The following is a 23,973-nucleotide window of genomic DNA, read 5'->3' on the forward strand; positions in this document are numbered from 1 at the left end:
ATCATATTCCCGGCAACAAGAATAGATGGATTCCTCTATACTTAACCCAAATCACAAAAATCCCGCCCTCCTTGTTTTTCAACCGGGAAACAGGTCCACACGATCGGCATCGGGCAGGATCGTATCGAGCAGCAGCGACCGGTGACAGCCGGACGGATCGCGCTCGAAACAGAGCAGCGCGGCGGGAGTTTCCGCCGCCATGGCCTTCAACTGCTCGGCCTGTACGATCGCTTCGGGCAGGTCGAGCTGGCGCGCGTAGATGTCGGCCAGCCGCGCATGCTGGCCCTTGCGCGCCGCCGCGCGCCCCTCTGCCGGCGTCCCCAGCGCCTTCAGCCCGACATAGGCGATCCCCGCCTCCCGCAACCCGGCGGCGAGGATATTCTTCGAAAAACCGGGCCGCCGCGACAACGGCACAGCCCGCACATCGACCAGCAGGCGCACGCCCGCGACGTGCAACGTGGCGACCAGTTCCGCCTGCGTCGCGCCCTCATAGCCGATGGTGAAGATCTGCATGGAGGAGAGATAGGGAGCGCGCGGCGCATTTACAGGGAATGTCCATGGAACGATCCCTGGCGCAGGCCGGGGAACAACATCTAGTCCAGATTGGGCCGCAGGTATCGCTCCGCCGTTTCCAGGTCGATCCCCCGCCGCCGGGCATAATCCTCCATCTGGTCGCGGCCGACCCGCGCCACGCCGAAATATTCCGCCTGCGCATGGCCGAAATAGAAGCCGCTCACCGCCGCCGTCGGCAACATGGCGAAGCTTTCCGTCAGCGTCACGCCGGTCGCATGATGCGCGTCCAGCATCTCGAACAGGATCGGCTTCAGACTATGTTCCGGGCAGGCGGGGTAGCCGGGCGCGGGGCGGATGCCGCGATATTGTTCCTTGATCAGCGCCTCGTTGGTCAGTTGCTCCCCCTCGGCATAGCCCCACAGCGCGGTGCGCACATAATGGTGCAGTCGCTCGGCAAAGGCTTCGGCCAGACGATCGGCCAGCGCCTTGAGCAATATGTCCGAATAATCATCGATCGCATTCTTGAACCGCGCCAGATGCGGTTCGATGCCATGGATCGACACGGCAAAGCCGCCCATCCAGTCGCCATCAGGACTGATGAAGTCGGCCAGGCACATATTGGCCCGCCCTTCCCGCTTCTGGATCTGCTGGCGCAGCATCGGCAGGGTGTAGTGTTTCTCATCCTCGACATGGACGATGATATCGTCGCCCTTGCGGCGGCAGGGCCACAGGCCAGCCACGCCGCGCGCGGTCAGCCATTTTTCGTTGACGATCCTGTCCAGCATCTTGCGCGCATCGGCGAACAGGCTGGTCGCGCTTTCGCCCACCACCGGATCGGTCAGGATCGCGGGATAATTGCCCGCCAGTTCCCAGGCGCGAAAGAAGGGCGTCCAGTCGATATACTGGACCAGATCCTTCAGATCCCAGTCGGGGAAGCGATGCACGCCCGGCAGGCGCGGGCGCGGCGCCTTCAGGCTCTCGTCGATCTCGAAACCATTGTCGCGCGCATCCGCGATGCTGATCAGCGCGCTCTGCCCCTTGTTGGCGCGGGCGACGCGGACATGTTCATAATCGTCCTTTGTCTTCTGGACGAAATCATTTTTCTGCGTTTCGGAGACGAGCGCCGTCGCCACGCCCACCGCGCGGCTGGCGTCCAGAACATGCACCACCGGCCCGGTAAAAGCAGGATCGATGCGCAGCGCCGTATGGACCCGCGACGTGGTCGCCCCGCCGATCAGCAGCGGCATCACCATATTGGCGCGCTGCATTTCCTGCGCCACCGTCACCATCTCGTCCAGCGAGGGGGTGATGAGGCCGGACAGGCCTATCATGTCCGCGTCATGATCGTTCGCGGCCTTGATGATATCCTGCCAGGGCACCATCACGCCCATGTCGACCACTTCGAACCCGTTGCACTGGAGCACGACGCCGACGATATTCTTGCCGATATCATGCACGTCGCCCTTGACCGTCGCCATGATGATCTTGCCCTTGCCCTTGGCGCCCGGCTCCTTGGCGGCCTCGATATAGGGCAGCAGATGCGCGACCGCCTTCTTCATCACGCGGGCCGATTTCACCACCTGCGGCAGGAACATCTTGCCCGCGCCGAACAGGTCGCCCACGACATTCATGCCGTCCATCAGCGGCCCTTCGATCACATGGATCGGCTTTTCGGCGGCAAGACGGCATTCCTCCGTATCCTCCACCACATACATGTCGATGCCCTTGACCAGCGCATGTTCCAGCCGCTTGGCGACGGGCCAGCCGCGCCATTCCTGCGCCGCCTTTTCCGACGCGGCATCCTTGCCCTTGAAGCTTTCGGCCAGCGCGACGAGGCGATCGCCTGCTTCGGGATCGCTGTTCAGCAGCACATCCTCGCACGCCTTGCGCAGCGCCGGGTCGATCGCGTCATAGACGTCGAGCTGCCCGGCATTGACGATCGCCATGTCCAGTCCCGCCGGAATGGCGTGGTACAGGAACACGCTGTGCATCGCCCGGCGCACCGGCTCGTTCCCCCGAAAGGAGAAGGAGAAGTTGGACAGGCCGCCCGAAATATGGACATGCGGGCAGCGCTTCTTGATCTCGCGACACGCTTCGATGAAGTCGACGCCGTAATTGTTGTGCTCCTCGATCCCTGTCGCCACCGCGAAGATATTGGGATCGAAGATGATGTCTTCGGGCGGGAAGCCGATCGTCATCAGCAATTTATAGGCGCGCTCGCAAATCTCGACTTTCCGGGCCTGCGTATCGGCCTGCCCCGTCTCGTCGAACGCCATGACGACCACCGCCGCGCCATAGGCCATGCACAGCCGCGCATGATGCAGGAAAGCCTCCTCGCCCTCCTTCATGCTGATGGAGTTCACGACCGGCTTGCCGGAAACGCATTTCAGGCCCGCCTCGATCACGTCCCACTTGGAACTGTCGATCATCACCGGCACGCGGCTGATGTCCGGTTCCGATGTCATGAGTTTCAGGAAGGTGGTCATCGCCTCGACCGCGTCGAGCAGACCTTCGTCCATGTTCACATCGACGATCTGCGCGCCATTCTCCACCTGCTCGCGCGCGATGTCGATCGCGGCGGCATAATCGCCCGCCATGATCAGCTTCTTGAACTTGGCCGATCCGGTGACGTTGGTGCGTTCGCCGATATTGACGAAATTGGCGCCGGAGAGATTGGGGGCTTTGGTGGTCATTTTCATGTCTCACTCCCCTCCCTTCAGGGAGGGGTCGGGGGAGGGTATGTCAGAGGGCAAGCCTTTACAGGCCCTCCCCCAACCCCTCCCGCAAGCGGGAGGGGAACTAAAATCAGGCCGCGATGTGCATCGGTTCCAGGCCGGCAAGCCGCGTCACGACCGGCAGTTCCGGCACCACACGCGGCTTGTGCCCGTCCAGCGCCTTCGCCACCGCGCCGATATGCGCCGGCGTCGTGCCGCAACAGCCACCGACCATATTGACCAGTCCCTCATCCACCCAGTCGCGGATCAGCTTTGCCGTGGTTTCCGGCAACTCATCATATTGCCCCAGTTCATTGGGCAAGCCGGCATTGGGATAGGCCAGGATCAGCGTATCGGCATTCTTGGACAATTCGCTGAGATACGGCCGCAGCAAATCCGCGCCGAACGCGCAATTCACCCCGATGGTCAGCGGCTTCAAATGGCGCAGCGAATACCAGAAAGCGTTGATCGTGTGGCCCGACAGATTACGCCCCGACATGTCGGTGATGGTGAAGCTGAGCATCAGCGGCACCGGGCGTCCCGCTGCCGCCTCCGCCTCGCGCGCGGCCATGCCCGCCGCCTTGGCGTTGAGCGTATCGAAGCAGGTTTCGACCAGCAGGAAATCCACGCCCCCCGCGATCAGCGCCTCGCATTGCTCGCGATAATCGGCTTTGAGCGTATCATAATCGACCTCGCGATAGGCGGGATCGTTGACGTCGGGCGAGATCGACAGCGTCTTGTTGGTCGGGCCGATCGAGCCGCACACGAAACGCGGCTTGCCATCCTTCGCCGTCGCCTTTTCGCACGCCGCGCGCGCCAGCTTGGCCGCAGCGACGTTCAGATCCCACACCAGATGCTCGCAGCCATAATCGGCCATCGCGATCTTCGTGGACGAAAAAGTGTTCGTCTCGATCATGTCCGCGCCGGCCTCCAGATAGGCCGTGTGAATGCCTTCCACGATGTCCGGCCGGGTCAGGCACAACAGGTCGTTATTGCCCTTCTGGTCCTTGGCCAGGTCCAACTGCCCACGATAATCCGCCTCGGTCAGGCCATGTTTCTGGATCGACGTACCATAGCCGCCGTCGAAGATCAGAATCTTGTCGGCTGCCAGGGCGCGCAATTGCTGTTCAGCATTCATGCCGCTTCCTCCGATTGCGCGACGACAGCCTTCGCCCGAAGTCCGAGCAGATGGCAGATCGCAAAGCTGAGTTCCGCCCGGTTGAGCGTGTAGAAATGGAAATCGCGCACGCCACCTTCATATAGTTTGCGGCACAGTTCGGCGGCGATCGTCGCCGACACAAGCTGGCGCGACGCCGGATGATCGTCCAGCCCCTCGAACAGGCGCGCCATCCACTGCGGTACATCGGTATTGCACATCGCCGCCATGCGCCGGGTCGCGGCGAAATTGCTCACTGGCATGATGCCGGGCACGATGTCGGCGGTGATGCCCGCCGCACCGACCTTGTCCATGAAGCGGAAATAGGCGTCGGGCGAGAAGAAGAATTGCGTGATCGCGCGGGTCGCCCCGGCGTCCAGCTTGCGCTTGAGATTGTCCAGGTCGCTCTGCGCGCTCGCGGCATCGGGATGCACTTCGGGATAGGCCGATACGCTGATCTCGAACGGATGGCGCTTCATCAGTCCTTCGACCAGATCGGCCGCGCCAGTATAACCCTGCGGATGCGGTTCGAACGTGCCACCCACTTCCGGCGGATCGCCGCGCAGTGCGACGATATGGCGCACCCCCGCATCCCAATAGGCGTCGGCGATTTCGCCAATCTCGTCCTTGCTGGCGGCCACGCAGGTCAGGTGCGCGGCGGCAGCCAGCATCGTGTCCCTGGCGATACGCGCGACCGTATTATGGGTGCGTTCGCGCGTGGAGCCACCCGCGCCATAGGTGACGGACACGAATTTGGGCGCCAGTGGGGCCAAAGTCTCGATCGCCGACCACAGTTGCGCTTCCATCTTTTCCGTCTTGGGCGGAAAAAACTCGAAGCTGACGCGGGCATCGCCGGCCAGGTCCGCATAAAGTGGGGGCCCAGGCCTATCTTGGGCGGGATCATTCAGGGTCATGGAAAATCCGTTCTTCGTGACGCAGGACATCGGCGCTTTGCCGCCCCAGCCACAATACTACAGTCAATTCCTGGCCGGGCAGCGTTTCCACCCGTTCCAGCGCCAGTCCCGCCTGCGCGAACCAGCCGGTCATCTGTTCATCGGAAAAGCCCAGCCGCGCATGCTGGTCGCGCAGGCGCAGTTCTTCCCGTTCATGCGCCGCGAAATCGGCGATCAGCACCCGGCCGTTCGTCGCCGTCACCCGCGCCGCCTCCGCGATCACCAGTTCGGGCGCCTGCGCATAATGCAGCACCTGATGCAGCACCACCGTGTCGGCGCTCTCCGGCTCCAGCGGCAGGTCGAGGAAATCGCCCAGCAGCAGCGCATATTTGTCGCCGGCATCCTGCGGCAACTTGGCACGGGCCAGGCGCAGCATGTCCGGGCTGCGATCCAGCGCCGTCACCTGCCGCGCGCCGTCGCCCAATAGTGCGATCATCCGCCCGGTGCCGGTGCCGATGTCGAGCAGATGGCCGATCGGTTCGCGCCCCAGCAGCGCAACCATCGCCGCCTCCACCTCGGCTTCGGCAACGTGGAGCGAGCGGATGGCATCCCATTCCTCGGCATGTTCGGCGAAATAGCTTTCCGCCGCCCGCGCCCGGTCGGCGCGCACGGCGGCCAGCCGGGCAAGGTCCGCCGCCTGCCACGAGGCTTCGCCGTCGGACGGCTCCAGACGATCGAACAGGGCCACGAACGGTGCGACCGAGCGATCCTTGCCCAGCCGCAGGAATACCCAGTTTCCTTCCTTGCGCCGTTCCACCAGTCCGGCTTCGGCCAATATGCGGACATGGCGCGACACGCGCGGCTGGCTCTGCCCGACGACCTGCGCAATCTCCCCCACGGCCAGTTCCATCGCCCGCAACAGGTGGATGATGCGCAACCGCGTCGGGTCACCAAGTGCCCGGAATATATCGAGTGCCGCGTGCATGATCACATCATATAAAGAAATCTTTATATACGTCAATGCCAGTGAATTTTCCGTGCATTTTTCATCCATAAAGCGATGAAATGGCGGGTATCCCCCCTTTCCGTGCCATGAATGGGATTGCCTTGCGCAATCCAAGGCAGTACGAATCGGCCCGCAGGCGCAATGGGGGGTGAGCTTTTCTCCGAGAGTGGTCTGCATTTTTATTTTTCTCAGAGAGGGGTTTAAACCCATGACCAAGTCGATTGCTCTTTCGCTCGTTCTCGCCGCTTCGCTCGGCCTGGCCGCTTGCTCGGGCGGCACCGCCGAAAACTCGGCCAACAACGCCGCCAACTCGGCCGAGAACGCCTCGAACGCCGCCGACAACGCCATGAACGCCGCGCTGAACGCTGCCGACAACGCCGCAAACGCTGCGTCGAACGCGACCAACAACGCTGCGAACGCGATGTAATTCGGTCCCGTTCGGGTCTTGAATTCAGGAAAGGGTCGCACCGACAACGGGGCGGCCCTTTTTCTTTATGGAGCAAATATGGTCCGTCCTCTCCTTCCGCTCGCCGTCCTTCTCATGCTGGCTGCCTGTGGATCGGGATCGCAGGACGGCGTCGGTGGCGTCAGCGCCGGCGAAGCGCAAGCGTTGAATGACGCCGCCGCGCAACTGGACGCCCGCACTGGTGCGGCCCAAAGCGCCGATCCCGGCCTCAACCCCGCCGCCGTCACCGCCGCAGGCGCCGACCGCCAGCGCGTGCCGCCGCGGCCCGCACCCCAACCCTGAATCCAAAAGCCACGATACGAAAAGGGCCGCCCCATCGGGACGGCCCTCGTCATTTTTCGATGTTCAAAAATTAGCAGTTGCGGTCGATCGCCCGGCCGGCCAGCGCACCTACGCCCGCGCCGATGATGGCGCCCGTGGTGCCATCGCCGCGACGGCCATAGCGGCCCGAACCCTTGCCGACTTCGTTACCGAGCAGGCCACCGGCGATCGCACCGATGATGGTGCCGCCCGTACCATTGTCCCGGCAGCGATAGCGGTCGCCACGATAGCCACCGCGATAGCTGTTGCGATAATAGCCGTCGCCGCGATACCCGCGATAGCCATTGTTGCGGTAGCCGCGATACCCGCGATCGCCCCGCCAGCCACGGTCGTGTCCGCCGCGATAATAGTCGCCACGCTCATAGCCCCCGCGATAATGGTCGCGCGCTGCCGCCGGGGTTGCCGTCACGGCGAAGGAAGCGGCGCCCATGGCCAGAGCGGCTCCCAGATTCACAAGAAACTTCATCTTCATGGCGCTTCTCCTCATTTGCCATCCTCTTGGGCGGCCGTTGAAAAGAACGGGATTGCCCTTCGATTGATGCCCTTATGACCGATTCGGCTTGAGCCGAGCCTGAATGGGGGTGTCAGCCGCCGTTCACCTGCGCACGGCCTGCCACAGCCCTGCTGCGTCCTGTCGGATTATGCCCTATGGCAGGCGCGATGCAGCGAATCCTGACCGTCCTCCTTCTTGCCATCCTGCTGCTGCCGGCCCCGCATATGGGCAAGCCGGAAGTCGTGCGCCCCGGCACCCTGCTGGTCACGGCCCGCCCTTTGCCATTGAGCAGCATCGACCCGCGCCTCACCCATGTCGGTGCGCTGACCTATCTGGGCGGTTGGCAACTGGAGAGCGCCAATCCGGGCTTTGGCGGCATATCGGCGCTGCTGGTGTCGCCGGCGGGCGATATATTGGGCCTCAGTGATTCAGGGATTTTGACCGGCTTCCGCGTCGCGCCCGGTGTCGGCCAGGGCCATCCCTTCATCGCCCCGCTGCCGATCCGCCCGCAGGACCGCCATCGCCCCTGGTGGGCGTGGGATTCGGAAAGCCTGACCCATGATCCGGCGACCGGCCGCTATTGGGTAGGGTTCGAACTGCAACAGGCAATCTGCCGCTACAGCCCCGGCTTTGCCCGCGTGGAGGCGTGCCGCACCTGGCCGGAGATCATGGCATGGCCCAAGACCGGATCGATCGAATCGCTCGCCCGCCTGCCCGACGGCCGCTTTCTGGCGATCGGCGAAATGGGCATGACGGCGGACGGTCGGCACGACAGCCTGCTTTTCGCGGGCGATCCGGCGGACAAGGACACGCCCAGCCCCATCCACCTGCGCTACACCGCGCCGCGCGGCTATCGCCCGACCGATGCGGTGGCGCTGGACGACCGGCATGTGCTGGTCCTCAACCGCCGCCTGACCATGGAGCAACTGTTCACCGGCGTCATCGCGATCGTCGATCTGCCCCAAAAGCTGGAGCCGGGCACGGAACTCAAGGCCCGCCCCCTCGCCCGGCTGGCGCCGCCGCTGCTGGCCGACAATTTCGAGGGGCTGGCGGTCAGTCATGAGAAGGGCCGCCCGATCATCTGGATCATATCCGACGACAATCACGAATTTTTCCAGCGCACATTGCTGCTGAAATTTGGATTGAAATAGCACGACAGGAATTTGGTTTGGGGTGGTTCGCAAGTCGTGAATTTTGAGAACCGGCGCGCAGCGTACTTAAGTAGGTGAGCACCGGAAGCGCAAAAAGTCACGACTTGCGGGCCGCCACAGACCAAATTCCCACGCAAAAAAGCGGCCCGGTGAGGGGCCGCTCCTTATGCCGAAACGAATCGGTCAGAAATCAGGCTGCGACGGCAGCCTTCTTCTTGACGATGTCGCGCTTCAGGCGGCGAGCCTTCAGCGACAGCTTGTCGTCGTTGGTCTTGACCAGCCAGTTGTCCAGGCCGCCATTATGTTCGACCGAACGCAGACCATGGGTCGACACGCGCAGCTTGACGCTGGTTTCCAGCGTCTCGGAGATCAACGACACGTTCTGCAAGTTCGGCAGGAACACGCGCTTGGTCTTGTTATTGGCGTGGGAAACATTGTGACCCACCTGGCGACCCTTACCGGTCAGCTCGCAAATGCGCGACATACTCAATCAACCTTTGAAATTCGGGTTCGTTCGGAAAGCCGCGCCGATAACGGGATTCGCTGTCCCCGTCAAGCCGCAGCAAGACAGGATCGCAACCCTCTGCGACCCTGTGCGTTGAAAGGGCCACTAACCCAGAGGAGGGACGAATGCGAGTCATTGGTGGACTATTGGTCATCATTTTGCTGGTTCTGGCTGGCGGCATCGCCACCGGCTTCATCGATCTGCAAAAGACGCAGAACGGCCGCCTGCCCGAAGTCGCGGTGAAGGAAGGGGCGCTGCCCAAATATGAGGCGAACGTCGCGAAGGTGGAGGTCGGCACCCGCAAGGAAACGGTCGAAGTGCCCACCGTGGACGTGAAGAAGCCCTGATCCTTCCTTCCCGGCCGACAATATTGTAACGGGCGGAGCCGATGGCTCCGCCCTTTCCCTTGCCCGCGCCCATGCGCCGCGCCCTGAAACTCGCCCGCGCGGCGGAGGCGGCGGGCGAAGTGCCGATCGGCGCCGTCGTGACGAAGGACGGTGCGATCATCGGTGAGGGAGAAAATCGCAACCGCCGCGACAATGACCCCACCGCCCATGCCGAAATCGTCGCCCTGCGCGCGGCCGCCGCGCATCTGCGCGACCATCGCCTGACCGGCTGCGACCTGTGGGTGACGCTGGAACCCTGTCCCATGTGCGCGGGCGCCATCTCCCACGCCCGCATCGCCCGGCTTTATTACGCAGTGGGCGATCCCAAGGGCGGCGCGATCGAACAGGGCCCGCGCCTCTTCGCCCAGCCGCAATGCCTGCACCGGCCGGATGTCTATGGCGGCCTCGCCGAAGCCGAAGCCTCAGCGCTGCTCCGCGACTTTTTCGCCGCCCGACGCTGAGTAATTGATCCTGTAAAGCTGATAGGGCAGCATCATCCCTGTCTTCAGCTCGACTGACACCAGCCAGTGCGGAACCGTCCCCCGCATTAATCCGGCATAGAAGCCGCGCGGACTGCGCGACTGATAGATCGTCCCTTCCGGGAAATTCGGGCAAACCAGCAGATAGGTGGCATGATGCTTCGCCGCGATCGCGCGGAAGCCATCCGCCGGCCCATCATAGGCATGGTGCATGTCCAGGATCGTCGCGCCGTTGCGATGATAGGGTCCGGCGATCGCGCTATGATGCGTCGTCGCGATCAGACGCGGCCCCAGATCGACCATGGTGAAGATCGTCGCGGGCGGCAACTGGTCCAGCACCTCCAGCGCAGGCAGCGTGCGGCACTGTCCGTTCGCCTTCTTGATCGCATCGGTGCGCGCGATCGCCGACGGCCGCCAGGGCCTGGGCTTCGTGCCGGTCGCTTCCTGATAGAGCCTGACCAGTTGCGGATAGAGCGGATAGGCGCAGGCGATCGCCGTCAGCAGCGCCACCCCCACCCCGGCGGCGATCCGCACCCGGCGCGTCCCCGTCAGGATCGCGGCGACCAGCCGGTGCGCGGCCCAGGCGGCGGGCGGGATCGCGAGCAACTGCGCCGCCGGCCCGGCCCGCAACTGCCAGAACAGCAGGGCGGTGGAAAAGACCATCATCGCCCCCACCGTCGCCCAGTCCCAAAGCCGCTCGGCATCGCGCCGCGCATCCCACACGGCCCAGAGCAGGCCGATCAGCCCCGCCGCCGGCAGCGCCAGCAACGGCACGACCATGGACTGCGCCTGCGCCGTGATCGGCTTGGCCTCCCGGATATTGGCGAGCCACAACCGCTGCAATTCGGGCGATATCTGATAGGCGCTCAGGCATTGCGGCCAGTTCATGTAAAAGAAGACCGCCACCGCGCCGCCCACCACCGCGCCCGCCGCCATCCGCACGGGCCAGTTGCGCAATGGCGCGATCGACAGGATCACCATGCCTGCCCCCGCCGCGCCGAACACCGCCACCCAGATGGGCGATATCGCGTCGCACACCATCTCGCGATTGGCGTAGCTGGCGAACAGCACATAACAAAGCGACGTCGCGCCCGCGAGGCTGAGGCCATAGGGCAGCATCCGCCGCTCCGCCCCCGGCCGGAACACCCAGCGCAGCGCGATCAGCCCGCCGCCCGCCGCCAGATAGACGATCATCTCCATGCCGATGGTGATCGACAGCGCGCTGCTGACCCCCGCCATCAGCCCGCCGCGCAGGCGATTGCGGTCGATCACCCCCGCCAGCATCGTCACCGCCAGCGCCAGTTGCCAGCCATGATGGTCGATCCGCATCGGCGCATACATGCCCAGCCCCATCTGCGCGGCCAGCGGCGCCAGCCCCGCCAGCAACCAGCCGTTCGGCCCGGCCAGCCGCCGCCCGATGAACCCCAGGCTCAGCATCAGCAACAACAACGGCAGCAACGGCGCGATGGCGCAGGCCAGCCGGTCGGCCAGCCCCTGATCGACGAAGGCGCGGAAGAACAGGATCAGCCCCGCGATCGGCAGATCCACCAGCCGCGACCAGTGGATATTGGCACCGCCCGGCGGGTCAAGGCGGTACTGGCGCAGATCATACCAGCCCTGCCCGGCCAGCCAGTCCTTCACCTGCACATAACGGATATTGTCGTCCGTATCGCTCAGCACCAGCCAGTGAACGGCGGGCCAGCGCGTCGCGACCATGGTGATGGCGATGACGATCCAGATCAGGAAGGTCAGCCATTTCCAGTGCCGCTGGGTATAAGCGGTCAGGATCGGCGCCCAATGCAGGGCGCGGGCGCGCAGGGTTTGGACGCTAGGCAAGGTCATGGCAGTCGATTAGACGCTCCGCATCAAAGCGCAACGGGGCGATCCATGAAATATCTGTCACGACTTTATGCAGAGCATGGCGCGCTCTTCTGGCAGATCGTCCGTTATGGCGTGACCGGCCTGTTCGTCACCGCCTGCCAGGCGGCAATCTACTGGAGCCTCGCGGCGCTCGCCGACCTGCATCCGCAGGCCGCCAATTTCATCGGCTATCTCGCCGCCGTGGCGATCGGCTATGTCAGCCACAGCCTCTTCACCTTCCGCGGCCATGGCGGGCAAACCAGCCACGCCACGCGCGGCGCGAAATTCGTCCTCGTGTCGCTGGTCAGCTACGCCCTCAACGCGCTCTGGGTGTTCCTGTGCGTCACCCATATGGGCTGGCCCGAATGGTCCCCCATCCCCGCGATGCTCTTCGTGACCCCGGCGGTGATGTTCGGCCTGAACCGGCAATGGGTGTTCAAGTGACGACAGCGCCCAACCAACTTCCGTCACCCCGGCCCCTTCGGCAGGCTCAGGACAGGCTTGGTCCGGGGCCCCGCTTCTTCTGACTCTCGGAGAAAGCGGGATGCCGGGTCAAGCCCAGCATGACGACAGAAATATGACTGCAATCGCCCATTTAGAGACATTCAACGCATGTTGCCGTCGAATGAGAAGCGGTAGGACTGCTTTTCTCTCCGTATAGTTGATTTTGCGTCAAGGCTTTCAATATTTTTAGCCCAAGCCATCAATTGCGGTATAGCCTCGGTAAGCATTTTTGAACTTATGGCAGTTCTTATTTCAGAAGGGACAGCTTTACAATATACCCAAATGAAATCGCCGTCGTGACCCGGCCAACTTCCATCGGGGTAAAATGAAGCTTGTAGAACATCGTCAAATTTATCCCATCGCGTAAATTCTACGGGTAATCTCAAATCGTGATGAGAAATAGCCCGTTCAAGCTCTGATGGCTTTAGGGGGTAAGAGCGCCCTTTGGGCAGCTTATCCTTACTTGATAACATTTCTTGTCTCGATATTCGTAGCTGCACAAGGTGCATCAAGTGTCTGCTTGCCATGAAATAGCAGCAAGACCGGACCGTCTGCAATCCACCCATTTTCGCCATTCCCGTGAACCCGAGGCCGCCTTTGTCGTAACAGCGGCTACAGGTCGAGGGTTGTCTTGCACAAATTCGAGAATGCCCATGAGCGCGCCATGGAGCGTGGCGTGGATTTCGCCGCGCTTCTCGCCAGGATGCAGGACAATCCGGTCTATTAATGAGCGGATGGCCTCCGAGGCATCGAGCCGGGTTTCCGGGTCTTCGAGCGCTTGGCTGAACCGATCCAGCTGCCGCTTATAGATTTCAGCAATGCCGGGATGCACGTCGGGGATTGCTTGCGGTGCCTGTGCCATGCGGGCAGTGATATCGGCCTTCTGCCGTTCGAGCTCGTCCATGCGGGCCTTCATCGCAGGCTGATACAGCCCGTCCTCGATCGCGGCCATGATCCCGCCAATGGCGCGCTCGACCTTCTCCATCGCGCGGACATCCGCTTCCATCTGCGTCCGCTGTTCGCGGTTCTCGCGGTTGATATATTCGGCATAGGCGGAGACGGCGGCTTGCACCTTGTCCGGTGAAACCAGTCGTTCGGCAAGGCCCGACAGCGCGCGCTGTTCCAGCTTTTCGCGAAGGATGGTCCGGTTGTTGGCACACATATGGCGACGATGATGGTTGAGACAGCCATAGCGGCCGTTGACGGCCACTCCGATTTTGCCGCCGCACACGCCACATTCGATAAGACCGGACAGCAGATGGACAGGGCGGCGGGCCAGATGCATGCGGCTGGCCTGTGTGGCATGGACGCCGTCGATCGTCGATTTATACCGGACAGCCAAGGCATCCTGCCTGTCCTTGACCGCCTGCCACAGATCGTCACTGACGATGCGCAGTTGCGGCATTTCAACCCGGATCCATTCGGANATACCGGACAGCCAAGGCATCCTGCCTGTCCTTGACCGCCTGCCACAGATCGTCACTGACGATGCGCAGTTGCGGCATTTCAACCCGGATCCATTCGGATTCGGGATTGGTCCGGCTGATTCTGCGGCCGGTGCGCGGATCCTTGAGATAATGTTTGTGGTTCCAGACCCGCAAGCCAGCGTAGAGTTCGTTGTTGAGAATACCCACGCCCTGGCACCGCTTGCCGATCATGGTCGTGTCGCTCCACGCGCGGCCGGCGGGGCCGGCGACGCCCTCCGCGTTGAGATCACGGGCGATAGCGCGGGGACTCTTGCCAGCAGCGAACTCGCGGAAGATGCGGTTCACCACCGACGCTTCGAGCGGCTCGATTTTGCATTCGCCGCGCACCAGTTCGCCTTCGCTCGAAAGCCGCCGAACATTGCGGTATCCATACCCCACCGGCCCCGCCGAAAATCCCTTCTCGACGCGCCCGCGCTGCCCGCGATGGGTCTTCTTCGCCAGGTCCTTGAGGAACAGCGCGTTCATCGTGCCCTTGAGGCCGACGTGGAGTTCGCTGATCTCGCCTTCTGCCAGCGTCACCAGCGGCACGCGCGCAAACTGAAGATGCTTGTAGAGCGTCGCCACGTCTGCCTGGTCGCGCGACACACGGTCGAGCGCTTCGGCAATAACGATGTCGAACTTACCCGCCTGCGCGTCCTGGAGTAGCGATTGAATGCCCGGACGCAGGATCATGCTCGCACCCGAGATCGCGGCATCCTGATAGCTGTGGACGACATACCAGCCCTCACGCTCGGCGCGCTCGCGGCAGATGCGAAGCTGATCCTCGATCGATGCGGCGCTCTGCTGGTCCGAGGAGTAACGGGCATAAAGGGCAATGCGGGTCATGAGAAAAACTCCTGCGATCCGTTCCGCCGTCAGGCAGCCTTAGTCAGCATGAAATCGACATGGACGCCGTCATAGGGAAAGACGATGCCGCGCCCTTCCTTATGGATTACACCAGCGCCGATGAGTGCCTGCACGTCGCCATGCACCGCCTTCATGTCCCGGCCCACGCGCCGCGCAGCCTCACGGATCGACATGACGCCTTGCCCGGTCATCGCCTGGATCAAATCCCAGCGCTTGCGGGTGAGAGTCTGCCACAACAGATCGGGACTGGCGAAGCTATGATGCGCGCCCTGGGCCTCGCCCCCGAAAGCGGCAAGCGCACGGCGCGTCACATCGTCGCGGCTGGCGACGGAGAGCGTTACGATGTTCATTTTTGCCTCCATTGGTCCACGTCCTTCCAGAAGTCCGCCAGCAATGCGGCGGGCGTCGTGAAGGCATAGGCCGTTTCGCTCTCGCCGATATGCCGTTGATCGCTCTTGCCGGCCTCATTGTCGTAGCGCAGCACGCAGATACTATCGACAATATAGGCGAGAGCATATTTGAGATCGTGCATCGATCCCTTCACCGGCTGCCGCACCCGCCAGATACGAAGCTCCACAAAGGACTTCGCATCAAGCTGGTGACGTTCGTTGAGCAACGGTTCCGCCTTCATGATGGACTATATGCCATCGAATGGCGTCGATGTCAATGACTCCATCATTCTGTTCCTTTCGGCTCATTGTCATTGGCTGCCCTGCACGCGCGAATATGCTGGCGCGCAATATGGCGGCCGATGGCCTCCGCGATGCGGATCAGCGCCGTGTCAATGTCCACGCTGGGCGGCTCAGTGCCCGTCCCGTTATCGTTGGCGGCGGTCAGCCGATTGGGCGGCGCGGCGTTGTCACCCTTCTCCATGGCCAGATTTCCCAAGCGATGGAGGATTGTCGTTGTCCGGCCGGTAAGCGGCGGGATCGGCGACCCAGCGATTGACGGCCGACTCGTGCCAGCCAGCACCATGGATGCTGATGGGCACTTGTCGGGGGAACGTCCCTTCCGCGATCTTGCGGTAGATAGTGGACCGGGAAAGGCCGGTGCGGTCGAGAACGGTTTTGAGGCGAATGATACGATCGGTGTTCGGCATAAAAGAGCTTTCAAGTTATGCGTTACCAAAGCCCCCTACAGCCAGCATTGGCGGACTTTCCGCGTAAGACAAGACGCCTGGCGCAGCCTGTCAGGCCACCCAGATACATGTCGTAGGGCTGTAGAGGGACGGTGAGGGACATTGGCGGACGTAGAGAGAATTAGCGGGAACTTGCCCGCCTCATTGCCCACGCGCGTTTTCTCAATCGCTGTTGCCTGATTGCCACGCTTTTTACGCTAGCCGGTCCCCGCAGATCGTCTGAGCTATGATGTATTTGGCATATCCATCGTCCCTTGCGATGGCCTGCCCGTCGCGAATCAATCTGCCTCAAACGATCCCATCCTGCAAGGGCAGCTCCCAGTGGTGCCGTCTCGCTCATTATCCTTGCGTGTCGCCTTTTTCATTAGCTGCATGCGATCGCGTCACCGGCGACGAAGACTTGCTATGCTCCCGTAATTCTTCGGGAGTTGAAGTAAGATGGCCGCTCTCGCGCATCCATGCAGTCGCGCCTTCAGGATTATGCGAACTTTAGGACTGTGACAGACGCGAGAGCAGGCCACTACCAACGCGCGGAAAAGCAGGCGTGGGCACCGGCTTTCCGTATCGTTTGCCGAAAAAGCGATGCCCAAAGTCGCTTGCAACGTTGATTAATTCGCCTGCACCGCCCTATCTAACGGAACGCTCACTTGTGGCCGAAGTTTGATCCGCAAAGGACGGGCAAACGCGCGATGGACAGATCAGAACATTCACTGGGCACGAGTAGCAAATTCGAGCTGCTGGTTCAGAGTGTAACCGACTACGCGATATACATGTTGGACGCCCAAGGACGGGTTGCCAGCTGGAATCCCGGCGCACGCCGCTTCAAGGGTTACGAGCACGATGAGATTATCGGTGAGCATTTTTCCAGGTTTTATACGCAAGAGGATCAGACGCGGGAATCCCCCGGATAGCACTCGAAACCGCCGAGCGGGACGGCCGGTTCGAAGCGGAAGGCTGGCGCGTTCGCAAGGATGGAAGTCGTTTCTGGGCAAGCGTCGTCATTGATCCGATCCGCAATCCAACCGGAACGGTGGTCGGCTTTGCCAAAGTGACGCGTGACCTGACCGAACGCCGTGTCGCTGAAGAGGAGTTGCGCGCGAGCGAGGAACGCTTCCGGCTGCTTGTGCAGAGTGTGACTGACTATGCCATCTATATGCTGGACCGCGACGGTCATGTCAGTAGCTGGAATGCAGGAGCCGAGCGGTTCAAGGGTTACACGTCCAATGAAATCATCGGGCAGCATTTCTCTAATTTTTACACGTTAGAGGACCGGGCGGCGGGAATCCCAGTTCTGGCATTGCAAACGGCGGAGCGTGAAGGCCGCTTCGAGGCAGAAGGGTGGCGCGTGCGGAAGGACGGCTCTCGTTTCTGGGCAAGCGTCATTATCGATCCGATCCGGAATGACGAGAATGCGCTCCTGGGCTATGCCAAGATTACACGCGATCTCACGGAGAAGCGTGCGATCGAGGAACAATTGCGCCAGTCCCAGAAGATGGAGGCGGTGGGTCAACTGACCGGAGGTCTTGCCCACGATTTCAACAACCTTCTGACCGGCATCGGCGGTAGTCTGGAAATGATGCAGGTGCGGATGGCGCAAGGTCGTACGGCCGAAATCGAGCGTTATGTCTTGGCGGCGCAAGGCGCCGTCAAACGTGCCGCAACACTGACCCAGCGTCTGCTGGCCTTTTCTAGAAGACAGACGCTCGATCCAAGAACAACCAATGTTAATCGCCTGCTAGCCGGACTCGAAGACCTGATCCGCCAAACTATCGGCCCTGGCATCGCGCTTGATGTGGTAGGTGCAAGCGGTCTTTGGCCAACTTTCATCGACCCCCATCAGCTCGAAAATGCCGTCCTAAATTTGTGCATCAATGCGCGTGACGCGATGCCCAACGGAGGCAAACTCACGATCGAAACCGCAAATCGTTGGCTGGACGATCGTGCGGCTCGGAAACAGGATTTGCCCGTTGGGCAATATGTTTCGGTTTGCGTCACCGACACCGGGACAGGCATGACACCTGAGGTTATTACACGCGCGTTCGAGCCCTTTTTCACCACCAAGCCCCTGGGTGACGGAACCGGGCTTGGCCTGTCGATGGTTTATGGCTTTGCCCGACAGTCAGGTGGACAGATCAGAATCTATTCCGAAGTAGGCCACGGCACTACGATGTGCATTTATCTGCCGCGTCAGGCTGTTGACAGCGTAGACGATACCGAGGCTACCTTTCATGTGCCGGTTGAACAAGCGAGTGACGGGAAAGTGATCCTCGTGATCGACGATGAGCCCACGATCCGCATGCTTACACTGAATTGCTGACAGAGGCGGGCTATACCGTATTAGAGGCGCCTGACGGACCGACGGGACTTCGTGTTCTCAATTCTGATGCAAGGATAGATTTGCTTGTCACCGACGTGGGCCTGCCCGCCGGTATGAACGGGCGACAAGTTGCCGATGCGGCGCGGGTCAGCCGACCTGACTTGATGGTGCTATTCATCACTGGCTATGCTGAGAACGCGGTCGTTAGCGGTGGGCTGGACAAGGGTATGTACGTCCTTTCAAAGCCGTTCCCGATGGATATTCTTCTGGCCGGTCGCATCAGGGACATCATGAGTGATTGAAACGAAAAGAGGTGCCGCATTAGCCATCGTATCCGTCGCGATTACGATTGGTTCCTGGGTTCCTGCGGTTGCCGCCAAGGGTTCGACTGAGTAGGGTACAGGTCATTTATATCTAAGGATGCAGGCCTGTGACCCCAGAGATGCCCAAGCCACATGACTGGAAACCAGAGCATTTACGCGTTGCCATAAACGCCGCGGGTGTCGCCTTGTGGGCTTGGAATGTCGATACCGATGAATTCACGATGGATGAACAGGGCTTCGAGCTCTGGGGCCTCAAGTGGTCCGGGAAAGTCACATTCGAGCAGCTTTCAGCGCATATCCACCCCGCTGACCGAGACCGGGTGCGCGCTGCCTTCACGGCGACGCGCGCCATCCTTGGCCCCTATGAAACCGATTTTCGCATCCTGATCGAGGATGAGGTTCGTTGGATCGCTACCCGCGGACAGGGGGAAGACGTTGGGATCGTTGGGCGGACCATGTTCGGCATTTTCCTTGACGTGACAGGACGAAAGCAAGCGGAAGAAGGCAATGAACTGTTGGCGGGAGAGATGAGCCACCGCGTCAAAAACCTTCTCTCCATTGCCTCGGGACTGACTGCCATCTCTTCACGTTCAGCAGCGACGGTGGAGGATATGGCGATCGAACTGACCGAGCGCCTTTCTGCGCTGGGCCGGGCGCATGATCTCGTCCGGCCACTGCCCAACGGCCAGGGGGACGCGGCGCTGCTGGGTGACCTTCTTTCCGTGTTGCTGTCCCCCTATGACGACCTTGGGGCATTCAAGGGAAGAATCCGCGTCGCCGTGGAGCGAATGGGTGTCGGACAGTCGTCTGCAACCGCCTTGGCGCTCGTCATCCACGAATTGGCGACCAATTCGATGAAATATGGCGCGCTATCTGCACAAGCAGGAACGCTGGACATTACCAGCACGTCCGAGAGTGACGATGTCGTGCTGACCTGGCTAGAACGAGGAGGACCGCAGGTGAAAAAGCCTAACGGACTGGGTGGCTTTGGAAGCAAGCTGGTGCAGCGCAGCGTAACGGGCCAGCTTGGCGGCGCCATCAGCTATGACTGGGACGAAGGCGGCCTGATCGTGTCTCTTCGGATGAAACGAACACGCCTTACGTCTTGAAATCGTTCACCGCACTGGTGCCGCGGACCGTCGCGTTCGCTCGGGAGACGATCGCAGGACGCGGGATTAGCTTTGCCGCCCCCATGCGGATATCACATATATCGCGGTATTCGTTCTTAGGATCACTGGCACGAGAATGATGGTCGCATCTACAGAGGGGCCGGGCTCGTTTCCGCCTAAATTATCTAAATTTAACACGTCAAACCGCTACACTCTTAAATCGTTAACCATTCTCATATATACCCCGTTAACAGGTCGCGATTGATTATCATTACCTTTGCGTAAGGATGGCAACGGTTATGGACGCTGCGGCGATTTTAGGCATATTTCGAAAATGCCATGCACCGCTGACTGCGGAACTCAAAGTCGGGCCGGTGGTCGCTCCCGTGACGATCCACAAGGCGAATGCTTACGGCATAGTGTTTTCCGGACAGTGCGTTGCTCCAGTGAATGATCCGGTGACGGTGATCCTGCGAGACCTGAAAGCTGAAGGCATCATCAGTTCGCGGACAGATAGACGATCAGCTCTGCTGTTTGTTAGGCCGGCACAAAATTGGTCCTAGCCCGTCTTGCGTGCCTCCTGCTATTGGCACATTTCTGGCTTGCCCCCTTGGGATGCTACGCAAGTTCGTCTGTGGGATGCATTAGCTGGTCCATCGCCCGCGCTGCTCGTTCGGCGTAAGCCTCGACCAAAATCTGATATATTTCGGTGGCTGCTGGCGACTGGGATTGCTTTGCCATCAGCGATTGCTTCCTGCACCTCTGCGAGCAATAATAGAATTCCGATCCTGGCACGCGGCATCCTTAAGGCTCAAGTAGAGGCATTTTGGGACGCGCGTGATCGGTTTGCAATGTCGTTACGTACTCGAATCTATTTTTGATTCGTCTTACGGGGCTTGAACGCAAACCGCCCAGCCGCATCTCGGAAATTTCTCGCGCGTGCACGATGGGTGTCGATCTGGAGTGGATCGTTATAATGGGCGCGGGCAGCGGCAGCCTCTTCCTCTGCCGCGAGCTGTAACAGCCTGTGATACTCTGCTTTTCGATTAATCATGGCTTTCTCAAACTTGCGGCCATGATTATGGTTTCACTAGGTAAGCGACAAAGGCGACTGAGGTCCACGAGTGTAGCTGGTCGCGTTCGAAGACGTCAGCGGCATGGGCGGACGCTGGTGAAAGCGGCAAGAGGTGATCCCGACAAGTCAGAAGGGTCGCGCACCGACTCGCCAAGATCGACAGCCAATTAAATAGCAACATCGCTCTTTGCAAAGGAATGTTGTCGTTGCGGCAACTGCGACTTCCGCCGTCGCGCGACGGGTGGTCTGGCTGTTGTCCTGGGCGATGGTGACCCTGACATGACGTCCAAATGCGTGGGGGCAGCAGGCGGCAGCGCCAGGGTCAATCAGACGATTAGCTCAATAACGCGACCGCGGCAAATACGACGAAGCCAACACGAAAATGCCCTGCCTCTCTCCGGCGACGAAGTGACAGGAGTAAGCTTACCTTTAGCAGAAACGGCGAGGTTTCATGCGCCCTCGTAGATTGAATATTTGCTCAGCACCGCGCGATAATTGGGGCCGTCACCCTTGATATCGTCCATGGTGGGCGGATTTGATACTCGAAGAACGGATGTGCTACCGCCTGACAACAAGCAGCTTTTTGATCGGGTATACCGCCCGGATGCTTCCCTCCCAGAGTATCAGCTAAACGAAACTTCGTCCTTTGACGCCGACTGCGGGGAAAGTCCTACCCCCTAACAAAACCGGTGCGGCGTCAGGAATCCCGCCGTCGATTAGATGGCGCTTCCTCGAATTCCTACGCGCCGATGGCAACTTAGAGAATTGCGATCGGCACTTAGGCTGACAAACGATTTATTGTATGGCGAAGAGCGGGATAAAATTAGTCATGAGCCAGGGGGCGTCCCCGCGCATTCCGCACGGGTCGCGCTCTATTCCGCTTCGCTCCACCGAGCCACCTCTGCGCGCCGTCTCGTCGCCTTCGGCGTCACGATCGCATGACGCGGGGGATTGCCAGGCTAATCCCCATGCAGACATCGCGCCGGGCGCGATGGCGTTAACCGGCTCCGGCAAGCGGTGTGGGCGTCGCTACCTCTAGGCCCGTCGCGGCGAGCCCGCAACCCGGCGGTGCCGGGTCTTCCTCTTCGTTTCAGCCTTGCAGGTGCAGCCCGCCTCTGCCGACGCGCCTTCCGGTCGCTCTTGCCGCCCACCCCGCATTCCGGGGCCGGTGTGTTGCAAGAGGAGAAAGACAGTGGAACTCAAGCATATCGACATCGCCTGCCTCTCGATATCGCCCGCCAACATGCGCGGCGTGAAGAAGGCTCCAGACCTCGCCAATATCCTGCCCTCCGTTCGCGCGCGGGGCGTCCTCGTGCCGTTGATCGTGCGGAAGAATGGCTCACCAGACAGCTATGAGATCGTAGCAGGCAAGCGTCGCTATCATGCCGCGCTGGCAGTTGCGGAGGAAAGCGGGAACATCGACCCGCTACCATGCGCCGTCATGGAAGCAGGCGATGACGCGGCGGCGCTGGAAGCATCGCTCATCGAGAACATCGCGCGTCTGGACCCCGATGAGATGACTCGCCACGAGACCTTCACCCGGCTTGTCCGCGAGGGGCGGAGCGTGGAGGACATTTCCCTGACCTTTGGCCTCACCACATTACAAGTGAAGCGCACCCTCGCGCTGGGCAATCTCATGCCCCGCATCCGCAATCTCTATCGGTCTGACAGGATCGATGCTGTCACCGTCCGACATCTGACGCTGGCTACCAAGGCGCAACAGCAGGATTGGCTGGCATTGCTCGACAGTGAGGACGATCACGCCCCCATGGGTCAGAATCTCAAATCATGGCTGATGGGTGGTGCGGCCATTTCCACCAAGGTCGCGCTGTTCGACCTTGCCACCTATTCCGGCGAGATCGTCTCCGACCTGTTCGGCGATGACAGCTATTTCGCTTGCCCCTCCGACTTCTGGACGGCGCAGATGGCGGCAGTCGAGGAACGAGCAGCAGCCTATCGTGAGGCGGGATGGCCGCAGGTCGTCATCATGGAGCGGGGCAAGTATTTCCATACATGGGAGCATGAGCGCTGCCTCAAGAAAAAAGGTGGGCGCGTCTATGTCGCCATCAGCCATCGCGGCGAGGTCAGCTTCCATGAGGGGTATCTGACCACCAAAGAAGCCCGCAAGCGCGAGAAAGGCGATGCCGGAACCAAGCCGGTGCGCCCGGAGGTCAGCGCGCCGATCAAGAACTATGTCGATTTGCACCGCCATGCCGCTGTGCGCGCGTCCGTGCTCTCAAAGCCTGCCATGGCGCTACGCCTGATGGTGGCCCATGCCATCGTCGGTTCGCCGCTGTGGCGGGTGGACGTGGAGAAGCAGCGCGCCAACAACGAAGCCATCGCCGAAAGCGTGGAGGCCTGTGCTTCGGAAGCGATCTTTGACGGCAAGCGCCGTGAAGTCCTGACCCTGCTGGGTTTCGATCCCGAGGCACCGACCATAACGGGTGGCTATGCTGGTGAGGATGGCCTGCCGGGATTATTCGTCCATCTGCTGGACTTGTCCGATGAGGCGGTGCTGTCCGTCCTCTCCGTGGTGATGGGCGAGACGCTGACGGCGGGAAGCGCGATGATCGAGTTGCTGGGCGCATTGCTCAATGTCGATCTACCCGCCGTCTGGCAGGCCGACGATGCCTTGCTCGACAGCATCCGCGACCGAGAGGTGATCGGCCGGATTGTCGCGGAGGTCGCAGGCGATGCCGTCGCCACGGCCAATGCCGGGGAAAGCGTCAAGGTACAGCGGCAGATCGTGCGCGATTGTCTTGCAGGAACAGACGGACGCAGGAAGGTTGACGGCTGGGTGCCGCGCTGGATGGCCTTTGCGCCATCCACCTATACCGATCGGGGCGGCGTCGGCAGCGTCGAGCGGTGGAACGAGATCGCTCCACTGTTCGATACCGCCAAACCCGCAGACGAAGAGCAGGCACGGCCCATGGTGCAAGCCGCCTGACTTTGCCCGACCCGGAGGCGGTTTCGCCTCCGGTTCCTTGCGTTCGCAAGAGCGGGACAGGGACGGACACGATCAATCCCAATTTGGCAAACCGCCCCGGCTTGGCCGGGGCAGTTTGCTCTTTGTTGGGATCAAAAGAATCATATTCCTCTGACGGTTGGCTTCAATCTACCACACCTTACCCACTCTTTGCGTCGTAGCGATTTCCTGATAAGTTGCTCATGCGTTGCGCAAAGGGCAGCGCCGGGACTGGTAATCCCGATCCGAAATCACAGCCTCCGAAA

At 61.2% G+C, this 23,973-nt stretch carries 23 protein-coding genes and 2 pseudogenes; 10 read left to right on the plus strand and 15 right to left on the minus strand.

Going from position 1 to position 23,973, the window contains the following annotated elements; genetic code table 11:
* Positions 1 to 78: 78 nt before the first annotated feature.
* From ASE85_RS04050 to ASE85_RS04070, 5 genes are all read right to left on the minus strand, one after another.
* A complete protein-coding gene (locus ASE85_RS04050) occupies positions 79 to 513 on the minus strand; it encodes a DUF488 domain-containing protein (RefSeq protein WP_056683759.1) in 435 nt (144 codons plus the stop codon).
* Positions 514 to 593: 80 nt separating this feature from the next.
* Positions 594 to 3,206 carry a methionine synthase gene (metH, locus tag ASE85_RS04055; RefSeq protein WP_056683762.1) on the minus strand — a complete coding sequence of 871 codons (2,613 nt, stop codon included), beginning with the start codon at positions 3,204 to 3,206 and terminating at the stop codon, positions 594 to 596.
* 112 nt (positions 3,207 to 3,318) lie between these two features.
* The gene (locus ASE85_RS04060) at positions 3,319 to 4,365 is read right to left on the minus strand and encodes a homocysteine S-methyltransferase family protein (RefSeq protein WP_056683765.1); all 1,047 of its coding nucleotides are present in this window, start codon (positions 4,363 to 4,365) and stop codon (positions 3,319 to 3,321) included.
* Positions 4,362 to 5,297 carry a methylenetetrahydrofolate reductase gene (gene metF, locus ASE85_RS04065; protein WP_056683768.1) on the minus strand — a complete coding sequence of 312 codons (936 nt, stop codon included), beginning with the start codon at positions 5,295 to 5,297 and terminating at the stop codon, positions 4,362 to 4,364. Before metF ends, ASE85_RS04060 begins: the two co-directional genes overlap by 4 nt.
* Entirely contained in the window at positions 5,284 to 6,261 is a 978-nt protein-coding gene (locus ASE85_RS04070) for an ArsR/SmtB family transcription factor (protein ID WP_056684357.1), read from the minus strand. The genes metF and ASE85_RS04070 overlap by 14 nt, the downstream gene beginning before the upstream one ends.
* A gap of 229 nt (positions 6,262 to 6,490) precedes the next feature.
* Between ASE85_RS04070 and ASE85_RS04075 the strand changes: the two genes are divergently transcribed.
* Both ASE85_RS04075 and ASE85_RS04080 read left to right on the plus strand, forming a co-directional pair.
* Positions 6,491 to 6,709: a hypothetical protein gene (locus ASE85_RS04075; protein WP_056683771.1), complete on the plus strand. Its 219-nt coding sequence runs from the start codon at positions 6,491 to 6,493 to the stop codon at positions 6,707 to 6,709.
* A 78-nt stretch (positions 6,710 to 6,787) separates the two neighbouring features.
* Positions 6,788 to 7,030 (plus strand): hypothetical protein, encoded by a 243-nt coding sequence (locus ASE85_RS04080; RefSeq protein WP_056683774.1) that lies wholly within the window; start codon positions 6,788 to 6,790, stop codon positions 7,028 to 7,030.
* A 70-nt stretch (positions 7,031 to 7,100) separates the two neighbouring features.
* Here the strand turns inward: ASE85_RS04080 and ASE85_RS04085 are convergent, their stop codons facing one another.
* A complete protein-coding gene (locus tag ASE85_RS04085) occupies positions 7,101 to 7,541 on the minus strand; it encodes a glycine zipper 2TM domain-containing protein (RefSeq protein ID WP_056683777.1) in 441 nt (146 codons plus the stop codon).
* 188 nt (positions 7,542 to 7,729) lie between these two features.
* Between ASE85_RS04085 and ASE85_RS04090 the strand changes: the two genes are divergently transcribed.
* Complete coding sequence (locus ASE85_RS04090; protein WP_056684360.1) at positions 7,730 to 8,713, plus strand: esterase-like activity of phytase family protein; 984 nt, start codon at positions 7,730 to 7,732, stop codon at positions 8,711 to 8,713.
* Between the two features lie 190 nt (positions 8,714 to 8,903).
* On the opposite strand, the gene rpmB is transcribed toward ASE85_RS04090, so the two are convergent.
* Positions 8,904 to 9,197 (minus strand): 50S ribosomal protein L28, encoded by a 294-nt coding sequence (rpmB, locus tag ASE85_RS04095; protein ID WP_056683780.1) that lies wholly within the window; start codon positions 9,195 to 9,197, stop codon positions 8,904 to 8,906.
* Between the two features lie 146 nt (positions 9,198 to 9,343).
* Here rpmB and ASE85_RS04100 point away from each other — a divergent pair, with 146 nt between their 5' ends.
* Positions 9,344 to 9,565, plus strand: coding sequence for a hypothetical protein (locus ASE85_RS04100; RefSeq protein WP_056683783.1), 222 nt, complete (start codon positions 9,344 to 9,346; stop codon positions 9,563 to 9,565).
* 41 nt (positions 9,566 to 9,606) lie between these two features.
* Positions 9,607 to 10,065, plus strand: a complete 459-nt coding sequence (locus ASE85_RS04105; RefSeq protein WP_056683786.1) for a nucleoside deaminase — start codon at positions 9,607 to 9,609, stop codon at positions 10,063 to 10,065.
* On the opposite strand, the gene ASE85_RS04110 is transcribed toward ASE85_RS04105, so the two are convergent.
* Positions 10,027 to 11,925, minus strand: coding sequence for a hypothetical protein (locus tag ASE85_RS04110; RefSeq protein WP_056683789.1), 1,899 nt, complete (start codon positions 11,923 to 11,925; stop codon positions 10,027 to 10,029). The two genes, ASE85_RS04105 and ASE85_RS04110, sit on opposite strands and share 39 nt — an antisense overlap.
* A 45-nt stretch (positions 11,926 to 11,970) precedes the next feature.
* Between ASE85_RS04110 and ASE85_RS04115 the strand changes: the two genes are divergently transcribed.
* The gene (locus tag ASE85_RS04115) at positions 11,971 to 12,387 is read left to right on the plus strand and encodes a GtrA family protein (protein ID WP_056683791.1); all 417 of its coding nucleotides are present in this window, start codon (positions 11,971 to 11,973) and stop codon (positions 12,385 to 12,387) included.
* Between the two features lie 161 nt (positions 12,388 to 12,548).
* On the opposite strand, the gene ASE85_RS22830 is transcribed toward ASE85_RS04115, so the two are convergent.
* The 7 genes and pseudogenes from ASE85_RS22830 to ASE85_RS04140 all read right to left on the minus strand — a co-directional run bounded on the left by ASE85_RS22830 (position 12,549) and on the right by ASE85_RS04140 (position 15,879).
* Positions 12,549 to 12,956: a hypothetical protein gene (locus ASE85_RS22830; protein WP_156358181.1), complete on the minus strand. Its 408-nt coding sequence runs from the start codon at positions 12,954 to 12,956 to the stop codon at positions 12,549 to 12,551.
* The gene (locus ASE85_RS22195) at positions 12,956 to 13,732 is read right to left on the minus strand and encodes a zinc ribbon domain-containing protein (protein ID WP_156358182.1); all 777 of its coding nucleotides are present in this window, start codon (positions 13,730 to 13,732) and stop codon (positions 12,956 to 12,958) included. Before ASE85_RS22195 ends, ASE85_RS22830 begins: the two co-directional genes overlap by 1 nt.
* A 142-nt stretch (positions 13,733 to 13,874) precedes the next feature.
* A pseudogene (locus tag ASE85_RS22200) lies at positions 13,875 to 14,759 on the minus strand (recombinase family protein); the annotation flags it as partial.
* A 29-nt stretch (positions 14,760 to 14,788) separates the two neighbouring features.
* Positions 14,789 to 15,130 carry an HVO_A0114 family putative DNA-binding protein gene (locus ASE85_RS04125; protein WP_056683795.1) on the minus strand — a complete coding sequence of 114 codons (342 nt, stop codon included), beginning with the start codon at positions 15,128 to 15,130 and terminating at the stop codon, positions 14,789 to 14,791.
* Entirely contained in the window at positions 15,127 to 15,411 is a 285-nt protein-coding gene (locus ASE85_RS04130) for a toxin-antitoxin system TumE family protein (protein WP_056683798.1), read from the minus strand. The genes ASE85_RS04125 and ASE85_RS04130 overlap by 4 nt, the downstream gene beginning before the upstream one ends.
* 44 nt (positions 15,412 to 15,455) lie before the next feature.
* A complete protein-coding gene (locus ASE85_RS04135; RefSeq protein WP_056683801.1) occupies positions 15,456 to 15,653 on the minus strand; it encodes a hypothetical protein in 198 nt (65 codons plus the stop codon).
* A complete protein-coding gene (locus ASE85_RS04140; protein ID WP_056683803.1) occupies positions 15,640 to 15,879 on the minus strand; it encodes a helix-turn-helix transcriptional regulator in 240 nt (79 codons plus the stop codon). Before ASE85_RS04140 ends, ASE85_RS04135 begins: the two co-directional genes overlap by 14 nt.
* A gap of 728 nt (positions 15,880 to 16,607) precedes the next feature.
* Here ASE85_RS04140 and ASE85_RS24185 point away from each other — a divergent pair.
* From ASE85_RS24185 to ASE85_RS04155, 4 genes and pseudogenes are all read left to right on the plus strand, one after another.
* Positions 16,608 to 18,537, plus strand: a pseudogene (locus tag ASE85_RS24185) (PAS domain S-box protein).
* Positions 18,538 to 18,665: 128 nt separating this feature from the next.
* Positions 18,666 to 19,667 carry a sensor histidine kinase gene (locus tag ASE85_RS04150; protein WP_235523201.1) on the plus strand — a complete coding sequence of 334 codons (1,002 nt, stop codon included), beginning with the start codon at positions 18,666 to 18,668 and terminating at the stop codon, positions 19,665 to 19,667.
* Positions 19,668 to 19,966: 299 nt separating this feature from the next.
* A complete protein-coding gene (locus tag ASE85_RS22835; RefSeq protein WP_156358183.1) occupies positions 19,967 to 20,230 on the plus strand; it encodes a hypothetical protein in 264 nt (87 codons plus the stop codon).
* A gap of 1,704 nt (positions 20,231 to 21,934) precedes the next feature.
* Complete coding sequence (locus tag ASE85_RS04155; protein WP_056683809.1) at positions 21,935 to 23,689, plus strand: ParB/RepB/Spo0J family partition protein; 1,755 nt, start codon at positions 21,935 to 21,937, stop codon at positions 23,687 to 23,689.
* Positions 23,690 to 23,973 lie beyond the last annotated feature (284 nt).

It is taken from the genome of Sphingobium sp. Leaf26 (genome assembly GCF_001421665.1).
Lineage (GTDB): Bacteria > Pseudomonadota > Alphaproteobacteria > Sphingomonadales > Sphingomonadaceae > Sphingobium.

Bases quoted from the DNA above. Each gene is read 5' to 3' on its own strand.
- ASE85_RS04060 (WP_056683765.1), bottom strand. From the start codon at position 4,365: ATGAATGCTGAACAGCAATTGCGCGCCCTGGCAGCCGACAAGATTCTG.
- metF (WP_056683768.1), bottom strand. From the start codon at position 5,297: ATGACCCTGAATGATCCCGCCCAAGATAGGCCTGGGCCCCCACTTTAT.
- ASE85_RS22830 (WP_156358181.1), bottom strand. From the start codon at position 12,956: ATGCACCTTGTGCAGCTACGAATATCGAGACAAGAAATGTTATCAAGT.
- ASE85_RS22835 (WP_156358183.1), top strand. From the start codon at position 19,967: ATGGACGCTGCGGCGATTTTAGGCATATTTCGAAAATGCCATGCACCG.
- ASE85_RS04070 (WP_056684357.1), bottom strand. From the start codon at position 6,261: ATGCACGCGGCACTCGATATATTCCGGGCACTTGGTGACCCGACGCGG.
- ASE85_RS04125 (WP_056683795.1), bottom strand. From the start codon at position 15,130: ATGAACATCGTAACGCTCTCCGTCGCCAGCCGCGACGATGTGACGCGC.
- ASE85_RS04115 (WP_056683791.1), top strand. From the start codon at position 11,971: ATGAAATATCTGTCACGACTTTATGCAGAGCATGGCGCGCTCTTCTGG.
- ASE85_RS04075 (WP_056683771.1), top strand. From the start codon at position 6,491: ATGACCAAGTCGATTGCTCTTTCGCTCGTTCTCGCCGCTTCGCTCGGC.
- ASE85_RS04090 (WP_056684360.1), top strand. From the start codon at position 7,730: ATGCAGCGAATCCTGACCGTCCTCCTTCTTGCCATCCTGCTGCTGCCG.
- ASE85_RS04085 (WP_056683777.1), bottom strand. From the start codon at position 7,541: ATGAAGATGAAGTTTCTTGTGAATCTGGGAGCCGCTCTGGCCATGGGC.
- rpmB (WP_056683780.1), bottom strand. From the start codon at position 9,197: ATGTCGCGCATTTGCGAGCTGACCGGTAAGGGTCGCCAGGTGGGTCAC.
- metH (WP_056683762.1), bottom strand. From the start codon at position 3,206: ATGACCACCAAAGCCCCCAATCTCTCCGGCGCCAATTTCGTCAATATC.
- ASE85_RS04140 (WP_056683803.1), bottom strand. From the start codon at position 15,879: ATGCCGAACACCGATCGTATCATTCGCCTCAAAACCGTTCTCGACCGC.
- ASE85_RS04105 (WP_056683786.1), top strand. From the start codon at position 9,607: ATGGCTCCGCCCTTTCCCTTGCCCGCGCCCATGCGCCGCGCCCTGAAA.
- ASE85_RS04135 (WP_056683801.1), bottom strand. From the start codon at position 15,653: ATGGAGAAGGGTGACAACGCCGCGCCGCCCAATCGGCTGACCGCCGCC.
- ASE85_RS04110 (WP_056683789.1), bottom strand. From the start codon at position 11,925: ATGACCTTGCCTAGCGTCCAAACCCTGCGCGCCCGCGCCCTGCATTGG.
- ASE85_RS04100 (WP_056683783.1), top strand. From the start codon at position 9,344: ATGCGAGTCATTGGTGGACTATTGGTCATCATTTTGCTGGTTCTGGCT.
- ASE85_RS04130 (WP_056683798.1), bottom strand. From the start codon at position 15,411: ATGAAGGCGGAACCGTTGCTCAACGAACGTCACCAGCTTGATGCGAAG.
- ASE85_RS22195 (WP_156358182.1), bottom strand. From the start codon at position 13,732: ATGCATCTGGCCCGCCGCCCTGTCCATCTGCTGTCCGGTCTTATCGAA.
- ASE85_RS04050 (WP_056683759.1), bottom strand. From the start codon at position 513: ATGCAGATCTTCACCATCGGCTATGAGGGCGCGACGCAGGCGGAACTG.
- ASE85_RS04080 (WP_056683774.1), top strand. From the start codon at position 6,788: ATGGTCCGTCCTCTCCTTCCGCTCGCCGTCCTTCTCATGCTGGCTGCC.